Genomic DNA, 25,140 nt, shown 5'->3' on the forward strand with positions numbered 1-25,140 from the left:
AAGATTGACAATACAAACTGTTAAAAAAGTGATTTTAGTCATTCTTTATTGATAAAGTTTGATGCAAATTTGATCGTTGAATAAAGGGATTGGTAGAAGGGGGATGGACGATACCCCTGACCAAGGAAATTGCATGACTCAAAGCCTTTGTTATGAGGGATTTGAGAGAACAAAATTGGAATATTTATGCAAGAATATCAAGAAAAAAGATCTGGATTAGGTCTGCTGGGTTATATCTGGAATGAATGGATCTCAACATTCATTATCCTCATTTTACTATTGATGACGCTCATAATTGGTACCGGGGAAATGATCCACGGTCAATTATTACGTATCGGGGAACGTCTTTATGGTGACCCTGCTACAGGCATGCAATATTCATTCTTGCGTGCTGAGCCTGAAAAGCCGACTTGTGATCGACATCCGAATATTGATGCTCAAGTAAAAGAGCAGATGAAAGCAAATGCATCTGATGATTTTGCGAGCTTCTTTGGTGCTGCATCGGAAAGTGATGTCCGTGCGTCCTTACTAGCAGCACAGCAGCAATGTGAAGAAAAATATCAGGCTTACGACAAAACTATTAAATATATCGAAGCAAACCCGGGCGTACGTACTTATCGTGCGATCGAAACAGGTTTCTTTGGTATTTTTAAATTCGGTACAGAGAACCGTGCCATTTTACTGGTCTTTATGGTACTGATTTCAGCGATTACTGCATCATTGAAATATCACCATATTGGCTTGCGTAATCCAGCAACAAAAATAGATTACAAAGTGTATTCTCTATTTATGTTGATTGGTAATGCGCTACTAAGCTTCTCGGTCATTAGCCAGTATCGTTCAGTCATTAATTCCGGGGTAACACCTACTTATGAAACAGTAACGATTTACTGGATATGGATGATTCTGTTTGTTGTTCTGACCTTAATTAGTCTGTATCAACTATTTGTTTCACCTCCACCAAAACGTGAAGGCGGTAATATAGGTTTAGCCTTACTTTCTGTACCTTTATATGCCTATATGGCACTAATTACAGGTATTGTATTCACGTTCTTTATGGATTATCCAATGGGGCAAGGGATTTACCTTGGTTTATTGGTTGAGTTCTCGGGTATCTTCTTAAATCTTGCCTTATTTATTTGGGCGGGTATGTTACTCACGCAAACCCGTGTTATGGACTTGTTCTTAAATGTACTTCGTCCATGGAACTTGGCACCAGAAACCTTAACTTGGTTAATTCTGATTGCTGCTGCTGTACCGACTGCTTATACCGGTGCTTCGGGGATTTTCGTTATCGCGGCTGGTGCGATTATTTATAAGGAAGTTTGGAACGCAGGCGCTCGCCGTCAATATGCATTAGCTGTATCTGCAATGTCCGGTTCCCTAGGGGTGGTTGTACGTCCATGTCTCTTGGTCGTTCTAATTGCGATGTTGGATAGTCGTCATGTTACATCTGATGAATTATTCGGACATGGTATTTATGTCTTCTGGCTAACAGCATTTATTTTCTTGGGTGTATCCCTTTTATTGGCAGAAGAAAAGTTCCGTGTGAACTCGCCAAAAGTGGCACTACCAGGTATGGCACGAGCTTTCGTACCAGTTATTCCATATATCTTAATTACTGTAGTTGTCCTTGCATTTTATAAATATGCATTAGATACAGGAATGAATGAATTTACTGCGCCAGTGATTCTGCCACTCGTGCTTATTGCGATGATTCTGTACGATAAAATGGTTATGCCTAAAGAGGCACCAGCTTTAAATATTCATGAGGCGATTGTTCGTGAGCATGAGAAGAAATCACCGTTCTTACAGACTCATGATCCGCATAGTTCACAGTTCCGTCTTGGTTTTGGTGGTGCTTTACGTTTTGCGACATCAGAAACAGTGGGACATATCGGTGCCTTAATCATTTTGATGGCATTGTCTGCAAGTGTAGGTGGTTTAATTGAACGCTCTGAAGTGGTCGAATTATTACCAACTCATTTAGGCAGTATCTATATATCACTAGCATGTATTGCACTGTTACTTGCAATTATTGGTATGTGTACAGATCCATTTGGTGCCGTAATTTTAGTGGCAGCAACTATTGCTCCTGTAGCTTACGAAAATGGTATTCATCCAATTCACTTCTGGATGATTGTATTGGTCGCATTCGAATTTGGTTATGTAACGCCGCCAGTTGCCTTGAACCATCTATTAACGCGGTTATCCGTTGGTGATGATGAGGTGAATGCTGCCGATGCAGAAGCGAAAGAGAAGTACACAAGTTTCTACTACCGATATGAACGTTGGTTATTACCAATTATTGTCTTGTTCTCATCATTGGTATTGGTAACTTATGCACCACTAATACTGAAACTATTTGGTTGGTACAAGTAATTTAAATATATAAGCCGAGCAAAAACACTCTCTTTAAGAGGGTGTTTTTTTATGTGGTAGTTATTTTGAGCATATAAATTTTTAGTAAATAAAAAAGCTAGCTCAGAGTGAACTAGCTTTTTGCATCATATCTAGAGTTAAACAAATACTATTGTTGTTTAACTTGGGCCTCAAGAAGCTTCACTTGCTCTTCTTTTAGCTTAATAAGTTGATCTGCATCAGCATGTTGAGCTTTTAGTGTTGCTTCCTGATCTTGCAATTGATGATGAATGTCATTGAGTTTAGATACTTCTTCTTTAGCTAAAGATTCTTGAGCAGGGATTGGTTGTTTGAGCACGTCCTCATTCACAAGTTGCTGTGAGTTAGCGGTTTGTGTTTGAACCACAGGTTCCGAGCTTTCAGAGGGTTTTGTAGTTTTTTCAGGAGCTGGTACCGAGGCTGGTTGTGGATCAACCATTGGCGCTGATGTTTCAGTTTTTTTGAAAAACCATTGTGCTGCGAAAAAAAGCACGACGAGAATGCTTAAGCCCCCAATTAAAATCCACAATAGTTTTGAGTTTTGTTTTCTTTGTAGTGGCATGTCTAAGACCTTTAGTCAGAACGACGAGGCTTGAACTGTATTACCCCAATTTCATCAGGTATAGCGGGCGTTTCAGGCTCATCAATATGAGTCGGACGATTTTCGCTATAACCGCATTCGATACATTCAATCCATTCGTCTTCAGCGGTGGTTAGCATGACAATCCGATCTATGGCTTCACATTTTGGACATTTAGCCCCAGCAATGAAACGTTTCTTCATCTTTATCACCCTAACCACACGATCAATTTAGGCCCATAGTTTAAGCGGTTTTGTTATCGTTCGTCCAACCTTGATGACGTAACAATGCATCAATTTTTGGCTCACGACCGCGGAAATTCACAAATGCTTCAAGAGCAGTATCTTTCCCACCCACCGCTAAAATTGCCTGACGGAATTCTTTACCCGTTTGAGTATTGAAAATACCTTCATTTTCAAAACGGTCAAAGGCATCACTTGCTAAAACTTCTGCCCATTTGTAAGAGTAGTAACCTGCTGCGTAGCCGCCTGCAAAAATATGACTAAAGCTATGCTGGAAACGGTTGTAGTCGACGGTTGGAACTACTGCATATTGTTTGCGAATATCATTTAAGGTCTGCTGAATTTGCTCACTATTCAACGCAGGAGTTTTGGTGTGAATAGTTAAGTCAAATAAGGCAAATTCAAGCTGACGTAAAGTTTGCATACCAGACTGGAAGAAACGTGCATTTAATAAAGCATCAAGTAACTCTTGAGGTAAAGTCTGCTTGCTCTCAATATGCTCACTTAAAACATCAAGACTTTCTTTATCCCATGACCAGAATTCCATAAACTGACTTGGTAACTCGACTGCATCCCAAGCAACGCCGTGAGTACCTGCAACTGAGATATTATCTACTTCAGTAAGCATATGGTGTAAGCCATGACCAAATTCGTGGAATAAGGTGATGACTTCATCATGAGTTAATAAGGCGGGCTGGTTGCCTACAGGTGGAGTGAAGTTACACACCATATAGCAAATTGGTTTTTGTAAACCATGAACAGTTTGCATACGTGAGCGGAAACCACTCATCCATGCTCCACCACGTTTCCCTGTGCGCGCATATAAATCAAAGAAGAAGCCGCCAATGACTTCACCTTGGTCTTCTAACTCAAAATAACGTGCATCTGGATGCCAAACCGGAGCTTCACGTTCAACAATGTTAATACCATATAAACGCTGTACGATCTGGAATAATCCCTGAATCACTTTTGGTGCAGGGAAGTAAGGTTTTAAAGCTTCCTGTGATAAGTTGAACTGTTGTTGTTTAAGCTTTTCAGAATAGTAAGTGGTATCCCAAGGTTTAAGCTCATCAATACCATCTTGTTTGGCAATAGCTTGGAGTTCGGCAACTTCCTGAAGTGCAGGGGTACGTGCATGCTCAGCTAAATCGACTAAAAAGTCGTGAACTGTTTTGACATCAGGCGCCATTTTGCTGGCAAGAGAATATTCAGCATAGTTATTAAAACCGAGTAGTTTTGCCATCTCTTGGCGAAGACTCAGGATTTCTTCCATAATTTTGCTGTTGTCAAATTCTGTTTGCTCAGACTGATCTGATGCACGTGTGACATAAGCTTTATAAAGCTCTTCTCGCAAGGCACGATCATCGGCATAGGTCATGATGGCAAAATAAGCTGGGAAATCTAAAGTTGCGACCGCTTGATCAAGCTCACGCTGTTTGCCGTACTGTTTTAATAACTCAACATTACTTTCCGGAAGACCTTTTAATTGGTCTTCTGTCAGTGGTTTAAAATAAGCCTGTGTCGCATCAAGTACATGGTTTGAGAAGTCAGAAGAAAGCTGTGAAAGACGTGCAGAAATTTCAGCGTAACGTTTTTTCTCTTCACCCTCTAAAGCGACACCAGAAAGTTTAAAATCACGTAAAGCGAGACGGATGGCACTTTGTTGCGCAGGGCTTAGCGTTGAATAGCTCTGACTATCATGTATGAGTTGATAGGTCTGATATAACGCCGTGTGTTGGCCAAGCTGAGTGTAATATTCACTTAAAGCGGGTAATAGAGATTGATAGACTTCTCTGGTTTCAGCATTGTTCATCACAGCATTTAAATGTGACAACACTCCCCACGATTCACTGAGGTTATTTTCAAGTGCATCAATTTGTTCAAGCACGGCAAGTTGCTGGTCTGTCTCGGATGGTGCAGCCGTAAGGGTGTTTAAAAACTCTTGTCCTGCTTGAATCGCTTGTTGAATATCTTGTTTTAAATTATCTAATGTAATTTGATCAAAGCGGGGAGTAGGTAGAGTCGCTTGCTGTAAAGTCATTGCTAATAGCCACATTATTTTTTAAACATAGTATTAGATGTAGGTATTGTTAGGCAGGAAATCAAGCTTAATTTAAAAAATAAACGTTTTAAAAACATTAAGCCCCCATTTTGGGAGCTTAATCATAATTAATGCAAATACCTATGAATTAGTCAGCCTTAGACTTGGCGTTTGACTTTTTCTTTTTAGGTTTCGCTTTTTTCTTTACTTTTTCTGGTTTAGCCTCTGCTTTTGTAGAGGTTTTCTTACCAGACTTTTTACTATATGAGCTTGGTTTGCCTTTTTCCTTCTTTTTACGGACAGGTTTTTCACCATCAGTTGATACAGACGGTTTACCAAAAACTTCTTCTGTTGCTTGTGTGCTAGTTTTGGTTGTGCGTGGAGCACGACTACGAACTACACGTCCAGCATGAGTAATTTGTTTAATGAGTTGGAAATCGATTTTACGCTCTTCTAGATTTACACCAGCAACTTGAATTTTAACTTCGTCGCCTAAACCGAAGACTTGACCACGATTTTGTCCAATGAGGTTTTGACTGGCTTGATCGTAAATAAAGAAATCATCGCCAAGTTGGCTAATGTGAATCATGCCATCAACATAAAGATCTTTAAGAGTAACAAATAGGCCAAATTCAGTTACCGCACTCACAATACCAATAAACTCATCACCTAAATGTTGTTGCATATAGTGGCATTTCAACCAAGTCGTTACGCTGCGGGATGCTTCATCGGCACGGCGTTCTGTTTGAGAGAAATGTTCACCTGCATCATCTAAAGCGGCTCCGGAAAGTGGGTAAGGCTTTTGTTTTAGATGAGCTTTAATTGCACGATGTAACAATAAGTCCGGGTAGCGGCGAATTGGTGAAGTGAAATGTGTATAAGCTTCATAAGCTAAACCATAGTGACCTGCATTTTTGGCACCATAGTAAGCTTGCATCATTGAGCGTAATAACACGGCGTGAATACTTGGCGCATCAATACGGTCTTTAGTTGCCTCAATAACTTTTTGATAGTCTGCCTGAGTTGGTTGGTCAGGGAAAGGTAAACCCAATAGTTTTACAAAATCTTTTACTTTTTGAATACGTGAGAATTCAGGTGCCTCATGTACACGATACAACATCGGAATATCATGTTCTAAGGCATATTCTGCTGCTGCTACATTGGCAAGCAACATACACTCTTCAATAAGCTTATGAGCATCATTACGTGTACGAGGTAAAATTTCTTTAATTCCACCTAACTCGTCAAAGGTCATATAGGTTTCAATGGTTTCAAACTCCATTGCATGACGATCAACACGTAAGTTTTTCAAAATCTGGTAAAGCTGGAAAAGTGTATTTAGCGATTTATGAATATCACGATCTTTTGGAATTGCATCAGTTGCACCTTCAAAATATTGTCCTACTTGTGTATAGGTCAAACGTGCTTTTGAATGCATGACTGCCGGATAAAATTCATAACCTGTAACACGACCCGCACGAGAAAGTTTTAGGTCACAGACCATGCATAAACGATCTACGTGTGGGTTAAGTGAACACAATCCATTTGATAATGCTTCTGGTAGCATTGGTAAAACAAAATGTGGGAAATAAACCGAAGTGCCGCGCTCTTCAGCTTCTTCATTTAATGCCGAATCTAAACGTACATAATGGCTCACATCGGCAATTGCAACGACAACTCGGTAACCACCACCAGGACGTTTTTCCGCATATACTGCATCATCGAAATCTCGCGCATCTTCACCATCGATTGTGACAAGTGCCAAGTCTCTTAAATCAACTCGACCTTTGCGATCTTGTTCAGCAGGTTCTTTGAAACTTTCAGCTTCTTTTATAACTTCATCTGGAAATTCGTAAGGCAAACCAAACTCTAAAATGGTCTGCGGGATAATAATTTCAGTATCGGCTTTATCTGCCATAGACTGAATAATATGTGCCGTTGCAAATTCTTCCCGGGTTGGGTAAGTGTCTATAGCAACACGAAGCATATCGCCGACATTTGCTTTAGCATGTTCAACCAACTCTTTTTCTAGTGGGATAGGTTGGTGCTGATTTGGATTGTTAGGCTGAATAAAATATTCGCCGTCATGTACCGACAATTTACCAATTAACTGTTTTACACGATGCTGTATAACTTCGGTAATGAAACCCCACGGTTTACCTTTGCGATCTACCGATGTCTGCCGAACACGGACCCGATCACCATTAAAGACTAAACGTAACTCACGCTCAGGTAATAACAAATCATCTTGACCATCAATATGTGCTGTACCCAAACCTTTACTATTAATATAGACAGTTGCTTCATAGGTAGGTTGGTCTGCCACCAACTGAAACTTAAAACCATCCTTCATAAGTTGGCCATCACGAACCATAGCACTTAAGCGATGACTTAAGGCTTCAATACTTTTCTGATCTTGAATATGAAAATGGTCAACAAGTTCTGCATGAGATTGCGGTGTTTGCAATTGTTCCAACGTATCTAAAATAAGAGTACGGCTTGGAATAGGATTGTCATAACGTTCAGCTTCGGCTTTTGCTTCGGGGTCAACCCAGTTTTTTGTCATGTCGTTTGGTTTCATGCTTGGCAGATAGGTTTAGCATAAGACATGCAGACCAGAACTGCACGTTCAGGTTTGCAATAATGTGTTATGCACTACTGTGTTGAAATAAAAAAATAATATCTATCTTAACAAGCGTTTGATTGAAAAAGGCGAAAAGAATACGAAAATTGTTTAAAAAATATTTAATTGAACGAAAAAACAAGAAAATTTCAGTATCATGACTTGAACAATGTAGTTTTAGTTTGTATTATGGCGGCTCGTTCCGGTGAGGTGGATGAGTGGCTGAAATCACTTCCCTGCTAAGGAAGCATACCTATTACTGGTATCGAGGGTTCGAATCCCTCTCTCACCGCCATTTACTTAATGCGCTCATAGCTCAGCTGGATAGAGCACTTGGCTACGAACTAAGGGGTCGGGAGTTCGAATCTCTCTGAGCGCACCAAGTAAAATCGAACGAATCGCTGAAAAGCACACAAGTTACGCGCTCATAGCTCAGCTGGATAGAGCACTTGGCTACGAACTAAGGGGTCGGGAGTTCGAATCTCTCTGAGCGCACCAACTTGAAGAATTAACCGCTTTTATAGCGGTTTTTTTGTATCTGCTGTTTATTAATTTTTAAAAATCTAAATTTTATAACTTTTTAATTATATTAGAGATAACGATAAATGAATCTGGCTTTATTCGATTTTGATGGCACGATCACCCATAATGATACCTTCAGTTTATTCCTTAAATTTTCTTTGAGTAAAAAAACTCAAATATTAGGTGGCATCCGTCTTGCACCTTATATAGCGGGTTATAAGCTTGGATGGGTAACGGATAAAACGATCCGTACTAAGCTCTGCCAAGTGGGATATATCGGCTATGATGCAGCTTCTTTGATATGCAAAGGACAAGAGTTCGCTAAAAAAGTAATTCCTTCCTGTATTCGTGAAAATGCTTTAGAACGCATTCTCTGGCATAAACAACAGGGAGATCAGGTTGTTGTATCTGCTTCATTAAGTGTTTACTTGGAAAGTTGGTGTAAATCTTTAGATCTGGATGTTATCTGTAATCAACTTGAAATAGATAATGGTATTTTGACAGGTTGTTTTATTGATGGTGATTGTGGTTATTTAGAAAAAGTAAATAGAATAAAAAATAAATATGACTTAACTCAATATTCTATAATCTATGCTTATGGTGATACACCTAATGATTATGCAATGTTGGAGTTAGCTCATAGAAAATATTATAAATGGCAAGAGATTAATTAATATTTAAAAATATATTAAAAAAGAAAGCCACTTATATAAAGTGGCTTTCTTTTTAATTATTAAACAGTATTGAATGAGTTTTCTAGGAAGTTATCAGTAAGTAATGATGTCGGTACGATCGTATGCGTTGTATTTGTTACGCTAGATACTGTAGAAGTTACACCACCGAGTAAGCTACCACCAGTTAATCCGCCTAGCAAATTAGAAATAACATCTAAACTGCCTTCACCAGTAACACCACCCGTTAAGCTTCCAACGATATCCGTTACGATACCGATAGGGTTGTCTGTACCGCCAGTAACACCACCAGTTAAACCGCCGAGCAGATCAGTGACTACGCCAAGCGGACTGTCGCCACCTACGCTACCAGTTAAACCACCAAGTAAATCAGTTACTAATCCTAGTGGGCTATCTCCGCCAGTTACGCCACCAATAGTTCCTGTTACTCCGCCAATGATTTCAGTTACTAAACCAGTTGCAGTTGTACCATTTGTAATAAGCGTATCGAGAATACCGGTAGCCGATTCAGTAGCGCCTTGAATATCACCGCCGACTAAATCAGACACAACTTCAAGAGCACCATTGACCGTGTCACGAGACGTTTCAAAAGTTAATGTGCCAAGGTCTGCAATTTCAGAAACTGGATGTTCTGCTTGTGGAAGGATACCGATAATTGTATCCGCAACTGTATCAATACCAGTGTTAATAATTTCGGTTTTTAGGCTTTCAACGCCTTGAAGAATATCGATGCCGCCTTGAACAACATCGATTACTGGAGAAATAGGAGATGTTCCACCACCAATAATGCCACCAGTAACGCCACCGATGATGTCAGTTACTACACCAAGAGGATTGTCACCGCCAATACCGCCAGTAACACCACCGATGATGTCAGTTACTACACCAAGAGGATTGTCACCGCCAATACCGCCAGTAACACCACCGATAATGTCAGTCACTACACCAAGCGGATTATCACCGCCAATACCACCAGTAACACCACCAATAATGTCAGTTACTACACCAAGCGGATTGTCACCGCCAATACCACCAGTAACGCCGCCGATAATGTCAGTTACTACGCCAAGAGGGTTATCACCGCCGATACCACCAGTAATACCAGCGATGATGTCAGTTACTACACCAAGCGGATTGTCACCGCCGATACCGCCAGTTACGCCGCCGATAGTACCTGTCACGCCACCAAGGATATCAGTAACAATCCCAGTCGCTGTTGAACCATTCTGAATAAGTGTTCCTAGAATACCGGTTGCATTTTCAGTAGCACCTTGAATATCGCCACCGACTAAATCAGAAACAACTTCAAGAGCACCATTGACCGTGTCACGAGATGTTTCGAAAGTTAATGTGCCAAGGTCTGCAATTTCAGAAACTGGATGCTCAGCTTGAGGTAATACACCAATAATAGTGTCGGCTACTGTATCAATACCCGTGTTAATAATTTCAGTTTTTAGGCTTTCAACGCCTTGAAGAATATCGATACCGCCTTGAACAACATCAATAACTGGAGAAATAGGAGATGTACCGCCACCAATAATGCCACCGGTTACGCCGCCGATAATATCAGTTACTACGCCAAGAGGGTTATCACCTCCAACACCACCAGTTACACCACCGATAATATCTGTAATCACTTCAAGTGGGTTGCCATCAACACCACCAGTTACACCACCAATAACATCAGTAACACTTCCAACCACACCAGTAACAATACCTGTAGCAGTTGTGCCATTTGTAATAAGCGTATCGAGAATACCGGTCGCTGATTCAGTAGCGCCTTGAATATCACCACCGACTAAATCAGAAACAACTTCAAGAGCACTATTGACTGTGTCACGAGAAGTTTCAAAAGTTAATGTGCCAAGGTCTGCAATTTCAGAAACTGGATGCTCAGCTTGAGGTAATACACCAATAACTGCATCAGCTACAGTTTCAATGCCTGTATTAATAATTTCAGTTTTTAAGCTTTCAACGCCTTGAAGAATATCAATGCCGCCTTGAACAACATCGATTACTGGAGAGATTGGAGAAGTTCCGCCGACAACACCACCCGTTACTCCGCCGATAATATCATTAACAACTTCAAGAGGGTTGCCTGTAACGCCACCCGTTACGCCGCCAATAATATTGGTTACAGTATCAATTGGGTTTGTAGACCCTACAGTACCTGTTACGGTACCAACTACATTAGAAACTAAGTCTGTGGTTGTATGTGAAACTGTATCGGTTACAGTTGAAATCACATTAGAAAGTAAGCCTGTTGTTGAAACATTAGCAATGTTGATATCAGAAACATTTACATTAACAGAGGAACCTGTGTTTACTACAGGGGTTATCGACACAATATTACCCAGGTCCTGAGTAACTTTTGATATTGAAGAGACGAGATTTTTCAGTAAGAACATGGTGGTCTATTTCCTGTGTATTTATGTATTTTTAAGTAAGTATTTATATATTGCGTTACGCAATTATTGAGATATGTATCGCAATAATTAAAAATTAGTATTGTGTAGATCTCAAAAAGTGTCAATGCATATTTCTACTCAAATAAATTGATACTTATAATATTTTGACAATTAGTTATTCTTTAGATTTAGACATAAAAATAATAATTTTTTTTATAATATATTCTTTGTAGATGAATACATTTTTTCTTTATTTTTTTATTATTTTTTATGAATATTAAAGCTAACTAATTTTATTTATGAAAAGACTTTTGCATAAGTAGAAATATTTTATTTATATAATCCTGACTAAAAAACTAGACTTTTGTTTCTGTCAATTTGGCCAAAATGCCCAAATTAGATACGAGAAATAGAGAACTTTAATTGAAAAAAAATATTTCAAATACATTTTATAGGCAATCATCTCGACTTTTTTGAAGCTAATCTACTTAAATATTTCATTATGGCTAAGAACTAGACGCTTGATGACAAAAAGATGAAAAATGTCTTTCTAAAATGAAAAAACTGCGTATAATGCCCTCCATCAAGTACGCGCTCATAGCTCAGCTGGATAGAGCACTTGGCTACGAACTAAGGGGTCGGGAGTTCGAATCTCTCTGAGCGCACCACTTGAAGAATTAACCGCTATATATAGCGGTTTTTTTGTGCCTGTTTTTTATAATTTTTTAATAAAGAAAGCTGGTACTTGTGATAACCAGCTTTAAAAAATCTAAATTCGAAGCTATTTATTAGCCGAATGTTTTGAAGCGGCTTTCATCATCAATAAAAGCTTTTTCGCCTGCTGCGCCTTCAATAGAACCAAAAACTAGCTGAGCTCTTAGTTTCCATTCTGCCGGGATATTAAATAAGGTATTAATTTTCTCATCAATAATTGGATTGTAGTGTTGCAATGAAGCACCAATATTTTGTTCAGCTAATACATTCCAAACTGCAAATTGAGCAATTGCTGTTGAATGTTCTGACCAGATCGGAAAATTATCAGCATAAAGCTCAAATTGCTCTTGTAAGCTTTTAATAACGCTCTGGTCTTCATAAAACAGAACTGTACCTGCGCCTGCTGCAAAGCTTTGAATTTTTTGTTCTGTTCCAGATACCGCTTCAGCTGGGATAATGGTTTTTAAAACTTCTAGAACTGTATTCCAGAATTTATGATGTGATTGTCCAAATAAGATCACAGCGCGAGATGATTGAGAGTTAAAAGCTGAAGGGCTGTGTCTTATTGCTTCTTGAATTAACTTTTCAATCTCATCATTTGATTGGCTTAAGTTATTGCCAATTGCATAAATAGAGCGGCGGTTTTTAATGAGTTCTATAAAAGAGGTTTCATTTGAAGGTTCTAGCTCTTGAGCAGCTTTCAAAGCCACATCTTCTTGAGCTGTTGTTTTTTGTTTGAAGCCAAATAGTTTTGCAAAGAAAGACATGACGAATTCCACGAAAAGAGACAATAGAAGCATTCTATAAATTTAAAAATATGAAATAAGCCTTATAAATATGAATCTACGTTCTATATATGAAACGCATAAGTAGCTTGTACTAATAAAAGCTTTACAGTTAAAGCAAAAATAAAAAATCACTTTTGATTCATTTTAAAGCGTAGATGAATATGCTCTAATAGTTTCGATTTATTCAATATTGATACATTGTGATGACCGAGCAAAAAAGCGCTTTATCTTTACGTTATTATTTAAATTTAGAAGAGTCTCAAGACGGATTTGGCTTGGTGACATTCGGAAAGAAGCAATTCACACGGTTTTTGACACCTGTTATTAGTATTGCAATTATTATTTGGGGCTTATATTTAGGCTTTTCAGGTGTTGGCCGCTACTATGTTGCTTTAGGCGTTTTCTTCTTGGTTATGCAAGGTCTAATGCGCTACTGGCTTTTACCTATGATGTTTAAACGTCAATTTGTACGTTATCAATTTGGTAAGAGCGAGCAAGGAATCGATTTATATCAAGATTATTTTGAGCTCTATGCTGCTGGGCGTAAACAAGCTGTACAGTATAGTGAAGTGCAGACTTTTGCTAAAGGCAAGCTGACTTATATGCTTGAGCTTAAAAATAAAACGGTCATCATTGTACCGAAACGTGCATTTGCTCAGGCTTCAGATCAAACTATATTTGAAAATACATTTAAGAAATAAGTTATTGGAATTATTAGCCGCAACAATAAAGGAAGCTTCATGAAAACACGTCCTTCAAAAATCGTTTGTGTGGGCAGAAGTTATGCTGATCATGTAAAAGAGCTGAACAATGCAATGCCAGGACGTCCGGTGTTATTTATCAAACCACCAAGTAGTTTGATTGGTTTAGATGAAGGCATTTCATGGAATCCTGCGTGGGGTAGTTGTCATTTCGAATGCGAATTTGTTTTACGCATTGATCAGCCACTAAAAGGAGAAACTGATCCGCAAAAAGTATTGCAGGCCATTGGTGCAGTGACTTTAGGATTGGATTTAACATTACGTGACTTACAAAATGAGTTAAAAGATAAAGGCCAACCCTGGGAAAGAGCAAAGGCTTTTGATGGTTCGTGTGTGCTTGCAGACTGGGTAGATGTGAGTGAAATCACGAACTGGGAAGAGACTAGATTTACTTTCCATATTAATGATGAATTACGTCAAGACGGTAATACCGCTTTGCTCATGTTTAATATTGCTTATCTTTTAGTAGATATTAATCAGGTGTTCTCACTTGAGCCAGGCGATGTCATTATGACGGGTACACCCGCAGGTGTAGGGCCATTAAATGCTGGCGATCAGCTAAAAATGACTTTGAAAGGGGCTACTCAAGATTTTGTTTGGGAAACTTTTGTTAAAGCATAATTTTATTTAAGTTATTAAACTTTAAACCCTATTATTAAACGGATAATAGGGTTTTTTATTATACTCAAAATTAATTTATTGATAGAGCTTTCGGAACTGGTCTGGGGTAAAACCCATCCAACGTTTAAACATATAAATAAATGCCGATGCGCTGGCATAGCCCAAATCAAAAGCGATACTTTCTATGGTTTTTCCTTGATTAAGCATGGTCATTGCTTTCATTACTTTTAATCGTTGCCTCCATTCATGTAAAGACATTCCCAGCTCTTTTTGACTGTAACGTGCTAACGTTCTTTCAGTCATATTTATTCGTTCAGCTAATTCTTGCAAGGTGCTGTTATCGGTAGGGCATTGATGTAAATCATTTAGAATTTTTGCTAAAGCTGGATGATCTGTTGTAGGTAAATAACTACCCACTAATTCAGCCTGTATGAGTTGATCTAATAAAACTTGGAGTAGGCGTATATATTCGACTTGGGTTTCATCTTGTGGGTTTTGCCTCAAGTGATCGAGTAAAGCAGGTACAAGTGGGGACGTTAATAGGATACCGGCTTTCTGCGGTAACTTTTGGCACAGACTTTCATGAACATATAAAGTTGCATGAGTCACTTCGTTGCGGTTAATACCACTGTGTTTGGTATAAGGAGGAAGCCAAATACCATAAGGTGGCGGGGTTAAATAATTAATTTGATCAATATTAACTTCGAGTACACCACTAAACGCATAAATAAACTCACCCCATGCATGCGCATGTTGAGGATAAACCGATTCTGCGGGTGCATTACGAACACGGAACCAAAGCAAATCAGGAATTGCGTTATGAGCCGGAATTTCCTGAAAATCCTGCACACGTTGAGCTGATTTTTTCATCTTTGAAAATTGCCTGAAATTACTTATGTCTTGTCTGTTTTTCACTATATCATCTAAATAAGACAGTTCTATAGTCAGATTTTTCGCTATAAATAAAGGTGCTAAATGGAAGAGCGCAAAAATCTGGATACCAGAGCTTCGGCTTTAATGGTGCTTTTATGTATGGTCTTAGGGCTGCAACAGGTGGTTCTGAAAATAGCAGCACCAGATATTTCGCCGATTATGCAAATTGCTTTACGTTCCGGCTTATCTGCTGTTCTAGTTTTACCTTTATTGTGGCGAGATCATTCGATTCATCTATTTTCTTATAGACAATGCAAAGCTGGCGCTCTTGTTGCTTTATTTTTTTCATTAGAATTTTATTTCGTCACCCAAGCCTTAAAGTTTACCTCTACCTCTCATACAGTAGTTTTACTGTATACCGCTCCAATTTTTGTTGCATTAGGGCTTCATTGGAAATTTCCTACTGAACGTCTGAATCGAGCGCAATGGGGTGGTATTGCTCTGGCTTTTATGGGGATCATTCTTACATTTTACCCAACAACCACAGCTACAAATGCGCCAGCTCTAGCACAAGTTTTGTTAGGCGATTTATATGCACTTATGGCTGGGCTTGCATGGGCACTCAGTACAATTATTGTTCGTTTATCTCCTTTAGCTCAAGCGCCGGCAACTCAAACATTGTTTTATCAACTATTTGGCTGTTTTGTTCTACTCTTATTAATTGCTTTTTTAACAAATCAAACAACAATTCATTTCACCACTTTAACGATCTTAAGCTTAAGCTTTCAAACTTTAATCGTATCTTTTGCAAGTTTACTATTATGGTTTTGGTTATTAAGAAATTATCTTGCATCACGATTAGGGGTATTTTCTTTTTTAACCCCGTTATTTGGTGTGTTATTTAGTATTTTATTATTAGAGGAAAAACTAGAAATTAAATTTATTTTTGGAAGTATTTTCGTGTTGTCAGGAATTGTCATCATGAGTCTAAAGCAGGGCAAAGCTAAAAGCAGCTAAGCCCTGACTTTAGTTGAATATTATTTCTCTTCAAAAATTGTTGAAAGTGGAATAGAGAGCTTTGCAGCTAAATAATCATTAGACTCTACTAAAGCTGGACCAATTTTTTCCATCCATTCGTCATCATCATGAACATTTGATACATCCTGACGTAAAGGTAATGGATAAGGCAGTGCAGTGAAGAAGCTCCAAAAGTCGACTTGAGATAAATTGCGGACCAAAACATATTCATCTTTATCGGTACGTTTAACCAGATTTTGCTCTTCTAGTAAGAGAACATAAGCAGGCCAACGACCAACTTCACCACGACCTAAAATTTCTAATGCTTCTTTATCACTTACGCTTTCACCAAGTTTTTGCTTTTTATAGAACAATTCCAAGATATCGAGCAGCATTAAAACCGGATGTCTTTTTTGCTCTTTGCCTGAATGAAAAGCGGTAAGAGCAAAACTTACCTCGACACCAAGCAATACAATATTCCAAGATAAGAAGACCCATAATAGGAAAATAGGTACTGCTGCAAACGCACCATATATGATTTCATAACTGGTGAAATTTGACATAACAAAGCTAAATAAATTTTTGAGTGTCTCAAATAATGCAGCACTTAAGCATGCAGCAATTGCTGCTGCATATAGGGGAACTGTGCGGTTGGGAATAGTCCAATATAAAATAAAAAAACCTAAAATTGTGAGAACAAAAGAAATAAGCCAGAGTAAAAAGGCGCCATCAAGTTGATAACCTGTGAAGTTATTGCTCAATAAATTCATGGAAGCAACAGTTGATGAAATAACAAATGCACTGCCTAAAATAATTGGACCAAGCGAAATAATGGTCCAGTAACGCATAAAGCCTACAATACCGCTACGGGTTTCTTTTACTCGCCATATTCGGTTAAAAACGGTTTCAATTGAAGTAAGCATTAAAACTGTTGTGACAAAGAGGAATAGCACACCAATTACAGTTAAATTACTGGACTTTTCGGTAAAAGCATTAAGAGCTTTATCAAAAGCAATCGTACTTTTAGGTAAAAAATTACTGTAGATTAAGTGCTGTAACTGTTGTCTGGCAGGTTCCAATGCCTTAATTGAAGAAATAATAACTAAAAATACCGTTAACATAGGTACAACGGCAAAAAGAGTCGTATAGGTGAGGGAGCCGGCTTGTTCACGGCAACGATCCGCTTCAAAACGCTTAATTACGAATAAAATAAATTGAAACCAGGTCTTGTTATAAAAAGGAAGCTTCTTCAAAAAACGTTCTAACATGCGTCATCTATCCCGATTTTTTTAATCATGATGTGGGTGATTGATATTCACCAGTGTATTCGGTTGAGAACACTATCGTTGATGTGGGTAAACTTTAACCTAAAGAATAAAAAAGTATTCTGAAAGTTCTGTATGTATCATCGTAACAAAAGGTAGTAAAAAGCTTTTACCGATATTTGTTACTGTGCCCTTAAAAATCAATCACCTCTAGAATTTCATAAAATTGGCTACGCCAAAAAAACAAAAAATACCGTATAGTGTTCTTTTTAACAAAATTCGTGAAACCGATGCAACCTTACATTCTTGTGCTTTATTACAGTAAATATGGTTCAACTAAAGAAATGGCGCACCTTATTGCGAATGGTGTTGAATCGGCAGGTATGAATGTAAAAATTCGCACAGTACCTAATATTGCAACAGTGGTAACAGAAGCTGAGCCAAGCATTCCTGAAGAAGGTGATATTTATTGTACTTTAGAGGAACTAGCCAATTGTGCAGGCTTAGCGCTAGGGTCTCCAACTCGCTTTGGTAATATGGCAAGCGAAATGAAATATTTTTGGGATCAGACTACAAGTCTTTGGTTAAATGGTGCTTTACATAATAAGCCAGCATGCGTTTTTACTTCTTCTGGTTCAATGCATGGTGGGCAAGAAAGTACGTTATTAACGATGTTACCTCCATTATTTCATCACGGTATGATGATTTTAGGATTACCAAACTCTATTCCGGCTTTGTCGAATACTAAAACAGGTGGGACTCCCTATGGCGCAAGCCACGTGAGTGGTCCAAGACATGATCAAAGTTTAAGCCAAGATGAAAAAATTTTATGTGAAGCACAAGGGAAGCGCTTAGGCGAAATCGTAAAAAAACTTCATTCTTAAATTTATGGCAATAAAAAAGAGCGGGTTTCCGCTCTTTTTTATTTAAACTATTTTATTCTTTTACAAAAGTTACTGTGCCATCAGCAAGTGATTGAACGCGCGCTAATGACTCAACGCGGTAACCTTTTTCAAGTAATAAATCACGGCCTGGTTGGAATGATTTTTCAATCACAATACCCACACCTACAACTTCTGCATTTGCTTGATGAATTAAGTCAATCAAACCAAGCGCAGCTTGACCATTTGCTAAGAAGTCATCAATTACTAAGGCTTTGTCGCTTGAGTTGATGTGCTTATTTGAAATGGCAATGGTACTTTCTGTCTGTTTAGTGAAACTAAACACTTTAGCGCGGTATAAATCGTCTTTTAAAGTAAGCGATTGATATTTGCGAGCAAAAATCACAGGTACACCAAGTTCTAAACCTGCCATGATTGCTGGCGCAATACCTGAAGCTTCAATGGTAATAATCTTGGTAATCCCTGCATCTTTAAAGCGAGCGGCAAATTCTTTACCAATCTGCTGCATGAGTACAGGGTCAATTTGGTGATTTAAGAAAGCGTCGACTTTCAACACTTGATCAGATAGAACGATACCTTCTGTTAAGATTTTCTGTTCTAGTGCGTGCACGGGAGAATCCTCTAGACGGATGCTTTTTAAAGCAAATGCGTATTTTAAAAAGCATCCGAAAAAATGCAAGCTTTAATTCGTTTTACCTGTATAACTTGTTAATAACAAACCATAAGATGTTTTGCCATCAATATGACTTACCTTGACTGGAAGGTAGTCTAATTTCGGTGCTAGCCAGAAAATTGTGCTGCGTTCAGGTTTCTTATGTTGTAAAACAACTTTTACGGTATCGAATGTGCCATAAGAAGTTTTAATTTTCTCGTTGCCTTGTTTAACAAAACGACGATTTTCAACTTCTTTTGCATCGGCTAGAGGGTAAGACGATTTAAGTGAACCATTTTTTAAATCTTCACGAATCTGTAATTCTGCATTTAGCTCATCAAGTACACCTGCCTGCCAAGCGAATGAGCGCGCTTTATCGTCTTTTTTCGTGCTAATAGTCTTATTGCCAGGATTAAAATTAATACTCATTGTGTTGTTATGAATCAAAATTTTACTGGTACGACTAAAGCTTTGTGAACCAATTTTACCATTTGCAAAACTAAATTTACTTGTTTCACTTGCAGAAGCGATTCCACCTGCTTTTGCTGTGAATTGATAAGTCCAGTTATTGCCTTGTTGACTCAATGCACGTGTCGCTGAACCCATACCTTTATTATTGTAGGTAAACTGATAATTTGCCTGAAATGGGCTCATGGCAAGTGCATGGCTAGAGAAACTTGCAATAAGCAAAGTTGTCGAAATACCAGTTGCGATGCTGAATGATTTCAGAAATTTTGTTGCCATAAGTAAATATCCTTGTACAGACTGATAGGTCAGTGCTATGCATCTATGACTTTTGCATATTATGCCTGTTGATCATGGAGAAAAAATCAGGATTTATGCTAAATATGTAATCTCTTTGTGTTTTTTAACAGTGAATTTCTTTAGTTCATACCGTTGTTATGCATCTTTTTGCTGTATTGGCGTAATTTCAGTGTCTTCAAGTTCATCCTCAGAGTCATCATCTTGATCACGGGAAAGTAAAGCAGCGAGATTAACATTACCAAAGACAACTAATTCTGCTTCACGTACTCGTGCATAGTTGATATGAACCTTGCCTAAAGTTTCAATAATACTGGCCTTTTTAGCAAACCAACGGTTAAGGTCTAAGAAGATCAGGTCATCTTTTTCTTGGGCTACATCAAATCGCTCCAGAATCATGCCTAATGGATCTTTTTTTAGAATTTTGTGATAGTAAAAAATAGCCGCTTTTACAGCAATTTTTTGCCAGAAATTTTTATATTTAGCTTCTACAATTTGCGTGTTACTAATTTGTTCAAACACAATAAGTTGTTGTTCTTTATTAAATTCCATCTGGATAAGTTTTAAGTCGACCGACAAAGTGGTCTCTAAACCTTTAACATGCATTGTGGCATAGAGTCTTAACCAGTCATGATAAAGATCTGCATGTAGATCATCTAAAAACTCGACATTATTAGTCACGTAGCGTTCTAAGGTCGCATTTAGAAAAGTTTGCGATAATGTAAAATCTCTTTCTTCCTCAATGAAGGCTTCAGCTTTTCGGTAGACTTTATGAAGACGTTTGACTAATGAGGAAAATAGCGTTTGCATAAAAGAACTTCCAGAAGATGATTTACTAAAGAATCCACACAATCTTTATTATGATAAAAAACAGGTTTTGATATTGCAGTGTAACAAATTTAATTGATACATTTTGACAAAATGAAAATGGATAAATATCAATATTTGAAGTGAATCACACTTTTATCCATATTTGAATATCAGTTTATGTTTTATTCGGTAATACCGTGGGGAAAAGGCATCCTATATGCTTTTAAGATTATGTTGAAAAAAAGAAGTCTATCCATAGAGCCTTTTTATTATTGGTGGCGAGACCGAGTCTTTATCGCTGCAATAATATTAGCAATCTTACTGCATATTTTTGTGTTGCTCATCCATTTTGCGATGCCTGCGCCGTCAGAACAATCGACTAAAGAAATTGCAATATCGATTCGTCCTACTGAAGATGTAATCAAGCATGCAGACTTTTTAGCTCAAGCCGATCAACAAGGTTCAGGAGCTTTTCGGGCAGCTCATCGGATGTCGAGTAACTCTCCAGCGCCTATGCCAAGTGATGCTTCAACAGGAGAAGCTCAACTAGAAACTTTAGAAAAAGTGCAGCAACAAAGAGAACTTAAATTTGAAGAAAAAGTACTCATGACTGTATTGAGTTGGCAGAAACAAGCAGAGGAGAGCCAAAGAAAAAAAGCACTTGAGCAATTACAAAGTCAGTTTCAGGCAAAGGCTGCCATGGTAGCGAGCCTTGAAGCTCAGTATTTACAACGTCAGCAAGATTTTAGTCGCCAACAAAAAATAAAAACAGTAGATGGTATTCAAGCCAAGAAAGATGCGTCGGCAGCTTATCTAGATAAATTTCGTGAAAAAGTAGAGCTTTATGGCAACCGTTATTATCCAGAAGAAGCGAAACAGCAACAGTTAAAAGGTGAAGTTCGCCTTATGGTAATTTTGAATGCTCAAGGGGGAATTCGTGCAATTCGTTTGCTTGAAAGCTCAGGTCATCCAGTTCTAGATGAAGCAGCAAAGGCATCGGTACGGCGTGGAGCGCCGTTTGGCCGTTTTGATGCAAATATGAAAGATATTTCAGAGCTTCGTATTATTCGTACATGGCGTTTTGATCCAGCTGAAGCTGAATTTGAAGTTCATTAATGAAAAAATGTGGATAACTTTTAGGATATCCACATTTTTAAAATGTATTAAGAAGCTGACTGCGTTCTTAATCGTGTGAGGGAATTTGATTATTCCTGATACGGGTTGGCAATATTGAGTTTAGCTAAGATTTCGATCTCTAAACCTTCCATTTCTTCAGCATCTTCATCACTTGTTTCATGGTCATAACCAAGTAAATGTAGGACCCCATGAACTAAAAGATGCGCAAAATGATTTTGTGCAGTTTTCTTTTGTTCCAAAGCCTCTTGTAATACCACTGGAATACAAATTACTAAATCACCCAACGGTAATGCGTCGAGCATTGGTAAAACTTCTTCTGGAATATCACTTGGAAACGATAGAACGTTAGTTGGCTTATCTTTCTCTCGATATTGCAAGTTAAGTTGATGGCTTTCTTCCAAATCAACACATGCGATACCAATTTCGCAATCTTCTTTATAGCCAACGTGGCGTAAAGTTGTCTCAATAATTTTTTTGAGTTGAGCTCGTTTGAGCTCTAACTCAGGGGATTGAAAGTCTTGTTGTAAACTTAAACTGATTTTCAAAATGAATCCTTAAGCATCCTGATGTTGCAAGTCTGCTGCTGTATCGTTTTCAGCAATTAATACTTCTTGGCGTGCTTTACGTTCGGCACGTGCTTCAGCATTAAGACGCTGTTGTTCACCATCCCAACCCTCATAAGCTTCAACAATTTTTTGAACAAGTTGATGGCGTACTACATCGCGGGAATGGAAACGGGTAATATGAATTTCTTTAATGTTCTCAAGTACGCGAAGGGCGTGTGCCAAACCAGATTGTTGGCCTCGAGGTAAATCTACTTGGGTAATGTCACCTGTAATCACTGCACGAGAGCCAAAACCTAAACGGGTCAAGAACATTTTCATTTGTTCTGGTGTAGTGTTTTGAGCTTCATCCAAAATCACAAATGAATGGTTAAGAGTACGACCACGCATATAAGCAAGTGGTGCAACTTCAATCACTTGACGTTCGATTAACTTGGCAACTTTTTCGAAGCCCAGCATTTCGTAAAGGGCATCGTAAAGAGGACGTAGATATGGGTCGATTTTCTGGGTTAAATCACCAGGTAAGAAACCGAGCTTTTCTCCTGCCTCTACCGCAGGGCGGACAAGTAAAATTCGCTGGATTTCATTACGTTCTAACATGTCCACTGCGGCAGCAACTGCTAAATAAGTTTTACCTGTACCAGCAGGGCCTACACCAAAAGAAATATCGCTTTGTAAAATACGTTGTACATAGCGTTTTTGATTGGCACCACGTGGATTAATGCGACCTTTTCGAGTCTGGAAATAGACATCCATGGGCGCATCATGCTCATCCATTTCTTCACCAACTAGTTCGAAGTTTCGTTCAGTTTGCGAAGATTGAATCAAGAGGTGTAACAGGTCAGCACTGATTTGTTGGGACGCCTCTGTTTCTTCGTAGAGTCGTTGCAATAACGCTTCGGCTCTCCCAACAGCATCTATCTCACCATCTATGTAAAAAACATCTCCACGATGAGTAATTTTGACATCTAAACGCTGTTCAATTTGCTTAAGGTGCCCATTATAGGCACCCAAGATGCTCTTTAAACGTTCCATTGAAATTTCAGGAAATGTTACGGTACGTCGAATCGCTGCAGTCAAGAGAAAACCTTTCAGTAGACTTTAGAATACCTCTACATTACGCCACGTCAGGCTCAAGATTCAAGAGTTCACCGTAAACTAAATTTAAAGTTTTAATTTCAGTAATCTCAATCTCTGCAAAACGACCAACCCACGATGCATCGCCTACAAAAGTCACTAAACGTGTATTGTCTGCTGTACCTACTAAAATATTAGGGTCTTGATCAGATACTTTTTCAATAAGTACACGTTCAATTTTGCCAAGCATTGCGTCAGTTTTTTCAATACTAGATTGCTTAATGACTTGTTGAACTTGTGCTAAACGTTCTTTTTTAACGTGTTCAGGGGTTGTATCTGGTAAGTCAGATGCTGGTGTACCCGGGCGTTTTGAGTAAACAAAGCTATAAGAATGATCAAAGTCTAAGTCTTTGATAAATTGCAATGTTTCTGCAAAATTTTCATCCGTTTCACCAGGGAAACCAATGATAAAATCGCTCGATAAATGCATATCAGGGCGTATTTTGCGTAACTTGGCAATCTTATCAATGTATACATCAATCGTGTGATTTCGCTTCATTGCTTTGAGTACATCGTTAGATCCACTTTGTACTGGCAAATGTAAGTGTGAAACCATTTGAGGTAAATCTTCATAACACTGAATAAGTTCATCAGAGAACTCAAGTGGATGCGAAGTTGTATAACGTAAACGGCCAATACCTGGAATTTCTGCAACGAGTCGTAACAATTCAGGGAAGGTACAAATGCCACCTTCGAATGTCTCACCACGATATCCATTCACATTTTGACCAAGTAAGCTGATTTCACGGACACCTTTTTCAGCAAGACCTGCGATTTCTGCAAGAACGTCATCAAGTGGACGTGAAACTTCTTCACCACGAGTGTATGGAACAACACAGAAAGAACAGTATTTAGAGCAACCTTCCATAATAGAAACGAATGCTTTAAAACCTTCTACGCGTGGTTCAGGTAAGAAGTCGAATTTTTCAATATCAGGGAATGAAATATCAACGAGCTTAATCTTTTCTTTTTTTGGCTTTTCCACTTGTGCGTGGTGTTGATCAAGCATTTGCGGTAAACGGTGTAAGGTTTGTGGACCAAAAATCATGTCGACATAAGGTGCACGTTTTTGAATATTGTCACCTTCTTGAGAAGCAACACATCCACCCACACCAATAACAAGATCAGGATTTTGTTCTTTTAATTTGCGCCAACGACCTAATTCACTAAATACTTTCTCTTGTGCTTTTTCACGAATAGAGCAAGTATTCATGAGCAGAATGTCTGCTTCATTAGGGTTATTCGTTAACACATAACCATGAGAATCCCCCAAAAGGTCTGCCATACGGTGACTGTCATACTCATTCATCTGACACCCTTGAGTTTCAATATATAGTTTCTTTATTGAAACATCAGTGGTGTGCGTTGGCTGGGTAACAGTGTTTTCTGAGGCAGCTTTGGCACCATTGGGAATGAAGGTTTGAACCGTCATGCAGGCTCCTAACAGATCGATCTAGTTAAATAATAAAATGACCCAAAACGGGTCAAACCAATCATTATAGCAGTATTTTGAGCAGAACAGATAACAATAAACTCCCATAAGCTACACATGATTTATGGAGACAAATGACATGAATTTTAATGATGTTGAATCAGATAGTTACATAACACAACAAAAGAAAGCATGAAG

At 38.4% G+C, this 25,140-nt stretch carries 21 protein-coding genes and 4 tRNA genes; 11 read left to right on the forward strand and 14 right to left on the reverse strand.

Annotated elements, in window-relative coordinates:
- Positions 1-186: 186 nt before the first annotated feature.
- Positions 187-2,382 (forward strand): TRAP transporter large permease subunit, encoded by a 2,196-nt coding sequence (locus KNQ97_RS12880; protein ID WP_001158905.1) that lies wholly within the window; start codon positions 187-189, stop codon positions 2,380-2,382.
- Positions 2,383-2,530: 148 nt separating this feature from the next.
- Here KNQ97_RS12880 and KNQ97_RS12885 read toward each other — a convergent pair whose 3' ends face one another.
- The 4 genes from KNQ97_RS12885 to rnr all read right to left on the reverse strand — a co-directional run bounded on the left by KNQ97_RS12885 (position 2,531) and on the right by rnr (position 7,829).
- Positions 2,531-2,962, reverse strand: a complete 432-nt coding sequence (locus KNQ97_RS12885; RefSeq protein WP_001130988.1) for a hypothetical protein — start codon at positions 2,960-2,962, stop codon at positions 2,531-2,533.
- Between the two features lie 11 nt (positions 2,963-2,973).
- Positions 2,974-3,183: a YheV family putative zinc ribbon protein gene (locus KNQ97_RS12890; RefSeq protein ID WP_000745518.1), complete on the reverse strand. Its 210-nt coding sequence runs from the start codon at positions 3,181-3,183 to the stop codon at positions 2,974-2,976.
- Between the two features lie 40 nt (positions 3,184-3,223).
- On the reverse strand, positions 3,224-5,278 hold the full coding sequence (locus KNQ97_RS12895; RefSeq protein WP_049081866.1) for a M3 family metallopeptidase: 2,055 nt from the start codon (positions 5,276-5,278) through the stop codon (positions 3,224-3,226).
- Positions 5,279-5,411: 133 nt separating this feature from the next.
- Positions 5,412-7,829, reverse strand: coding sequence for a ribonuclease R (gene rnr / locus KNQ97_RS12900; protein ID WP_253612315.1), 2,418 nt, complete (start codon positions 7,827-7,829; stop codon positions 5,412-5,414).
- A gap of 261 nt (positions 7,830-8,090) precedes the next feature.
- Here rnr and KNQ97_RS12905 point away from each other — a divergent pair.
- From KNQ97_RS12905 to KNQ97_RS12920, 4 genes are all read left to right on the forward strand, one after another.
- Positions 8,091-8,181 (forward strand) — tRNA-Ser (locus KNQ97_RS12905).
- A 10-nt stretch (positions 8,182-8,191) separates the two neighbouring features.
- Positions 8,192-8,268, forward strand: a tRNA-Arg gene (locus tag KNQ97_RS12910).
- A 39-nt stretch (positions 8,269-8,307) separates the two neighbouring features.
- Positions 8,308-8,384, forward strand: a tRNA-Arg gene (locus KNQ97_RS12915).
- A 107-nt stretch (positions 8,385-8,491) separates the two neighbouring features.
- Positions 8,492-9,082, forward strand: coding sequence for an HAD-IB family hydrolase (locus tag KNQ97_RS12920; RefSeq protein ID WP_253612316.1), 591 nt, complete (start codon positions 8,492-8,494; stop codon positions 9,080-9,082).
- 59 nt (positions 9,083-9,141) lie between these two features.
- Here the strand turns inward: KNQ97_RS12920 and KNQ97_RS12925 are convergent, their stop codons facing one another.
- A complete protein-coding gene (locus KNQ97_RS12925) occupies positions 9,142-11,508 on the reverse strand; it encodes a hypothetical protein (protein WP_253612317.1) in 2,367 nt (788 codons plus the stop codon).
- A gap of 591 nt (positions 11,509-12,099) precedes the next feature.
- Between KNQ97_RS12925 and KNQ97_RS12930 the strand changes: the two genes are divergently transcribed.
- Positions 12,100-12,176 (forward strand) — tRNA-Arg (locus KNQ97_RS12930).
- Positions 12,177-12,296: 120 nt separating this feature from the next.
- Here KNQ97_RS12930 and KNQ97_RS12935 read toward each other — a convergent pair.
- Complete coding sequence (locus tag KNQ97_RS12935; protein WP_004742225.1) at positions 12,297-12,989, reverse strand: nitroreductase family protein; 693 nt, start codon at positions 12,987-12,989, stop codon at positions 12,297-12,299.
- A 224-nt stretch (positions 12,990-13,213) separates the two neighbouring features.
- On the opposite strand from KNQ97_RS12935, the gene KNQ97_RS12940 reads away from it, so the two are divergent.
- Positions 13,214-13,711 carry a YcxB family protein gene (locus tag KNQ97_RS12940; protein ID WP_000139385.1) on the forward strand — a complete coding sequence of 166 codons (498 nt, stop codon included), beginning with the start codon at positions 13,214-13,216 and terminating at the stop codon, positions 13,709-13,711.
- Between the two features lie 39 nt (positions 13,712-13,750).
- Positions 13,751-14,392, forward strand: a complete 642-nt coding sequence (locus KNQ97_RS12945) for a fumarylacetoacetate hydrolase family protein (RefSeq protein WP_000857685.1) — start codon at positions 13,751-13,753, stop codon at positions 14,390-14,392.
- A gap of 75 nt (positions 14,393-14,467) precedes the next feature.
- Here the strand turns inward: KNQ97_RS12945 and KNQ97_RS12950 are convergent, their stop codons facing one another.
- Complete coding sequence (locus KNQ97_RS12950; RefSeq protein ID WP_253612318.1) at positions 14,468-15,262, reverse strand: AraC family transcriptional regulator; 795 nt, start codon at positions 15,260-15,262, stop codon at positions 14,468-14,470.
- Positions 15,263-15,367: 105 nt separating this feature from the next.
- On the opposite strand from KNQ97_RS12950, the gene KNQ97_RS12955 reads away from it, so the two are divergent.
- The gene (locus KNQ97_RS12955) at positions 15,368-16,282 is read left to right on the forward strand and encodes a DMT family transporter (RefSeq protein ID WP_253612319.1); all 915 of its coding nucleotides are present in this window, start codon (positions 15,368-15,370) and stop codon (positions 16,280-16,282) included.
- A 20-nt stretch (positions 16,283-16,302) separates the two neighbouring features.
- Here the strand turns inward: KNQ97_RS12955 and KNQ97_RS12960 are convergent, their stop codons facing one another.
- On the reverse strand, positions 16,303-17,550 hold the full coding sequence (locus KNQ97_RS12960) for a YihY family inner membrane protein (protein ID WP_000893466.1): 1,248 nt from the start codon (positions 17,548-17,550) through the stop codon (positions 16,303-16,305).
- A gap of 287 nt (positions 17,551-17,837) precedes the next feature.
- On the opposite strand from KNQ97_RS12960, the gene wrbA reads away from it, so the two are divergent.
- Positions 17,838-18,431 carry an NAD(P)H:quinone oxidoreductase gene (gene wrbA / locus KNQ97_RS12965; RefSeq protein ID WP_001183347.1) on the forward strand — a complete coding sequence of 198 codons (594 nt, stop codon included), beginning with the start codon at positions 17,838-17,840 and terminating at the stop codon, positions 18,429-18,431.
- Positions 18,432-18,483: 52 nt separating this feature from the next.
- On the opposite strand, the gene KNQ97_RS12970 is transcribed toward wrbA, so the two are convergent.
- From KNQ97_RS12970 to KNQ97_RS12980, 3 genes are all read right to left on the reverse strand, one after another.
- Positions 18,484-19,059, reverse strand: coding sequence for a xanthine phosphoribosyltransferase (locus KNQ97_RS12970; RefSeq protein WP_000543071.1), 576 nt, complete (start codon positions 19,057-19,059; stop codon positions 18,484-18,486).
- A 72-nt stretch (positions 19,060-19,131) separates the two neighbouring features.
- A complete protein-coding gene (locus KNQ97_RS12975) occupies positions 19,132-19,845 on the reverse strand; it encodes a DUF3108 domain-containing protein (RefSeq protein ID WP_000201548.1) in 714 nt (237 codons plus the stop codon).
- A gap of 156 nt (positions 19,846-20,001) precedes the next feature.
- Complete coding sequence (locus KNQ97_RS12980; RefSeq protein ID WP_001193960.1) at positions 20,002-20,673, reverse strand: hypothetical protein; 672 nt, start codon at positions 20,671-20,673, stop codon at positions 20,002-20,004.
- Positions 20,674-20,904: 231 nt separating this feature from the next.
- On the opposite strand from KNQ97_RS12980, the gene KNQ97_RS12985 reads away from it, so the two are divergent.
- Entirely contained in the window at positions 20,905-21,789 is an 885-nt protein-coding gene (locus KNQ97_RS12985) for an energy transducer TonB (RefSeq protein WP_253612320.1), read from the forward strand.
- Positions 21,790-21,878: 89 nt separating this feature from the next.
- Here KNQ97_RS12985 and ybeY read toward each other — a convergent pair whose 3' ends face one another.
- The 3 genes from ybeY to miaB are packed head-to-tail and all read right to left on the reverse strand — an operon-like array spanning position 21,879 to position 24,942.
- Positions 21,879-22,355, reverse strand: coding sequence for an rRNA maturation RNase YbeY (gene ybeY / locus KNQ97_RS12990; protein WP_000703571.1), 477 nt, complete (start codon positions 22,353-22,355; stop codon positions 21,879-21,881).
- A 9-nt stretch (positions 22,356-22,364) separates the two neighbouring features.
- A complete protein-coding gene (locus tag KNQ97_RS12995; protein WP_213071233.1) occupies positions 22,365-23,453 on the reverse strand; it encodes a PhoH family protein in 1,089 nt (362 codons plus the stop codon).
- A gap of 37 nt (positions 23,454-23,490) precedes the next feature.
- Entirely contained in the window at positions 23,491-24,942 is a 1,452-nt protein-coding gene (gene miaB, locus KNQ97_RS13000) for a tRNA (N6-isopentenyl adenosine(37)-C2)-methylthiotransferase MiaB (RefSeq protein WP_000218141.1), read from the reverse strand.
- Positions 24,943-25,140 lie beyond the last annotated feature (198 nt).

Source organism: Acinetobacter sp. UC24323 (assembly GCF_024151445.1).
Taxonomy (GTDB): Bacteria; Pseudomonadota; Gammaproteobacteria; order Pseudomonadales; family Moraxellaceae; genus Acinetobacter; species Acinetobacter baumannii.

Bases quoted from the DNA above. Each gene is read 5' to 3' on its own strand.
- miaB (WP_000218141.1), bottom strand. From the start codon at position 24,942: ATGACGGTTCAAACCTTCATTCCCAATGGTGCCAAAGCTGCCTCAGAA.
- KNQ97_RS12895 (WP_049081866.1), bottom strand. From the start codon at position 5,278: ATGTGGCTATTAGCAATGACTTTACAGCAAGCGACTCTACCTACTCCC.
- KNQ97_RS12950 (WP_253612318.1), bottom strand. From the start codon at position 15,262: ATGAAAAAATCAGCTCAACGTGTGCAGGATTTTCAGGAAATTCCGGCT.
- KNQ97_RS12885 (WP_001130988.1), bottom strand. From the start codon at position 2,962: ATGCCACTACAAAGAAAACAAAACTCAAAACTATTGTGGATTTTAATT.
- KNQ97_RS12880 (WP_001158905.1), top strand. From the start codon at position 187: ATGCAAGAATATCAAGAAAAAAGATCTGGATTAGGTCTGCTGGGTTAT.
- KNQ97_RS12890 (WP_000745518.1), bottom strand. From the start codon at position 3,183: ATGAAGAAACGTTTCATTGCTGGGGCTAAATGTCCAAAATGTGAAGCC.
- KNQ97_RS12925 (WP_253612317.1), bottom strand. From the start codon at position 11,508: ATGTTCTTACTGAAAAATCTCGTCTCTTCAATATCAAAAGTTACTCAG.
- wrbA (WP_001183347.1), top strand. From the start codon at position 17,838: ATGCAACCTTACATTCTTGTGCTTTATTACAGTAAATATGGTTCAACT.
- KNQ97_RS12985 (WP_253612320.1), top strand. From the start codon at position 20,905: ATGTTGAAAAAAAGAAGTCTATCCATAGAGCCTTTTTATTATTGGTGG.
- KNQ97_RS12920 (WP_253612316.1), top strand. From the start codon at position 8,492: ATGAATCTGGCTTTATTCGATTTTGATGGCACGATCACCCATAATGAT.
- rnr (WP_253612315.1), bottom strand. From the start codon at position 7,829: ATGACAAAAAACTGGGTTGACCCCGAAGCAAAAGCCGAAGCTGAACGT.
- KNQ97_RS12960 (WP_000893466.1), bottom strand. From the start codon at position 17,550: ATGTTAGAACGTTTTTTGAAGAAGCTTCCTTTTTATAACAAGACCTGG.
- KNQ97_RS12935 (WP_004742225.1), bottom strand. From the start codon at position 12,989: ATGTCTTTCTTTGCAAAACTATTTGGCTTCAAACAAAAAACAACAGCT.
- KNQ97_RS12975 (WP_000201548.1), bottom strand. From the start codon at position 19,845: ATGGCAACAAAATTTCTGAAATCATTCAGCATCGCAACTGGTATTTCG.
- KNQ97_RS12980 (WP_001193960.1), bottom strand. From the start codon at position 20,673: ATGCAAACGCTATTTTCCTCATTAGTCAAACGTCTTCATAAAGTCTAC.
- KNQ97_RS12955 (WP_253612319.1), top strand. From the start codon at position 15,368: ATGGAAGAGCGCAAAAATCTGGATACCAGAGCTTCGGCTTTAATGGTG.
- KNQ97_RS12945 (WP_000857685.1), top strand. From the start codon at position 13,751: ATGAAAACACGTCCTTCAAAAATCGTTTGTGTGGGCAGAAGTTATGCT.
- KNQ97_RS12940 (WP_000139385.1), top strand. From the start codon at position 13,214: ATGACCGAGCAAAAAAGCGCTTTATCTTTACGTTATTATTTAAATTTA.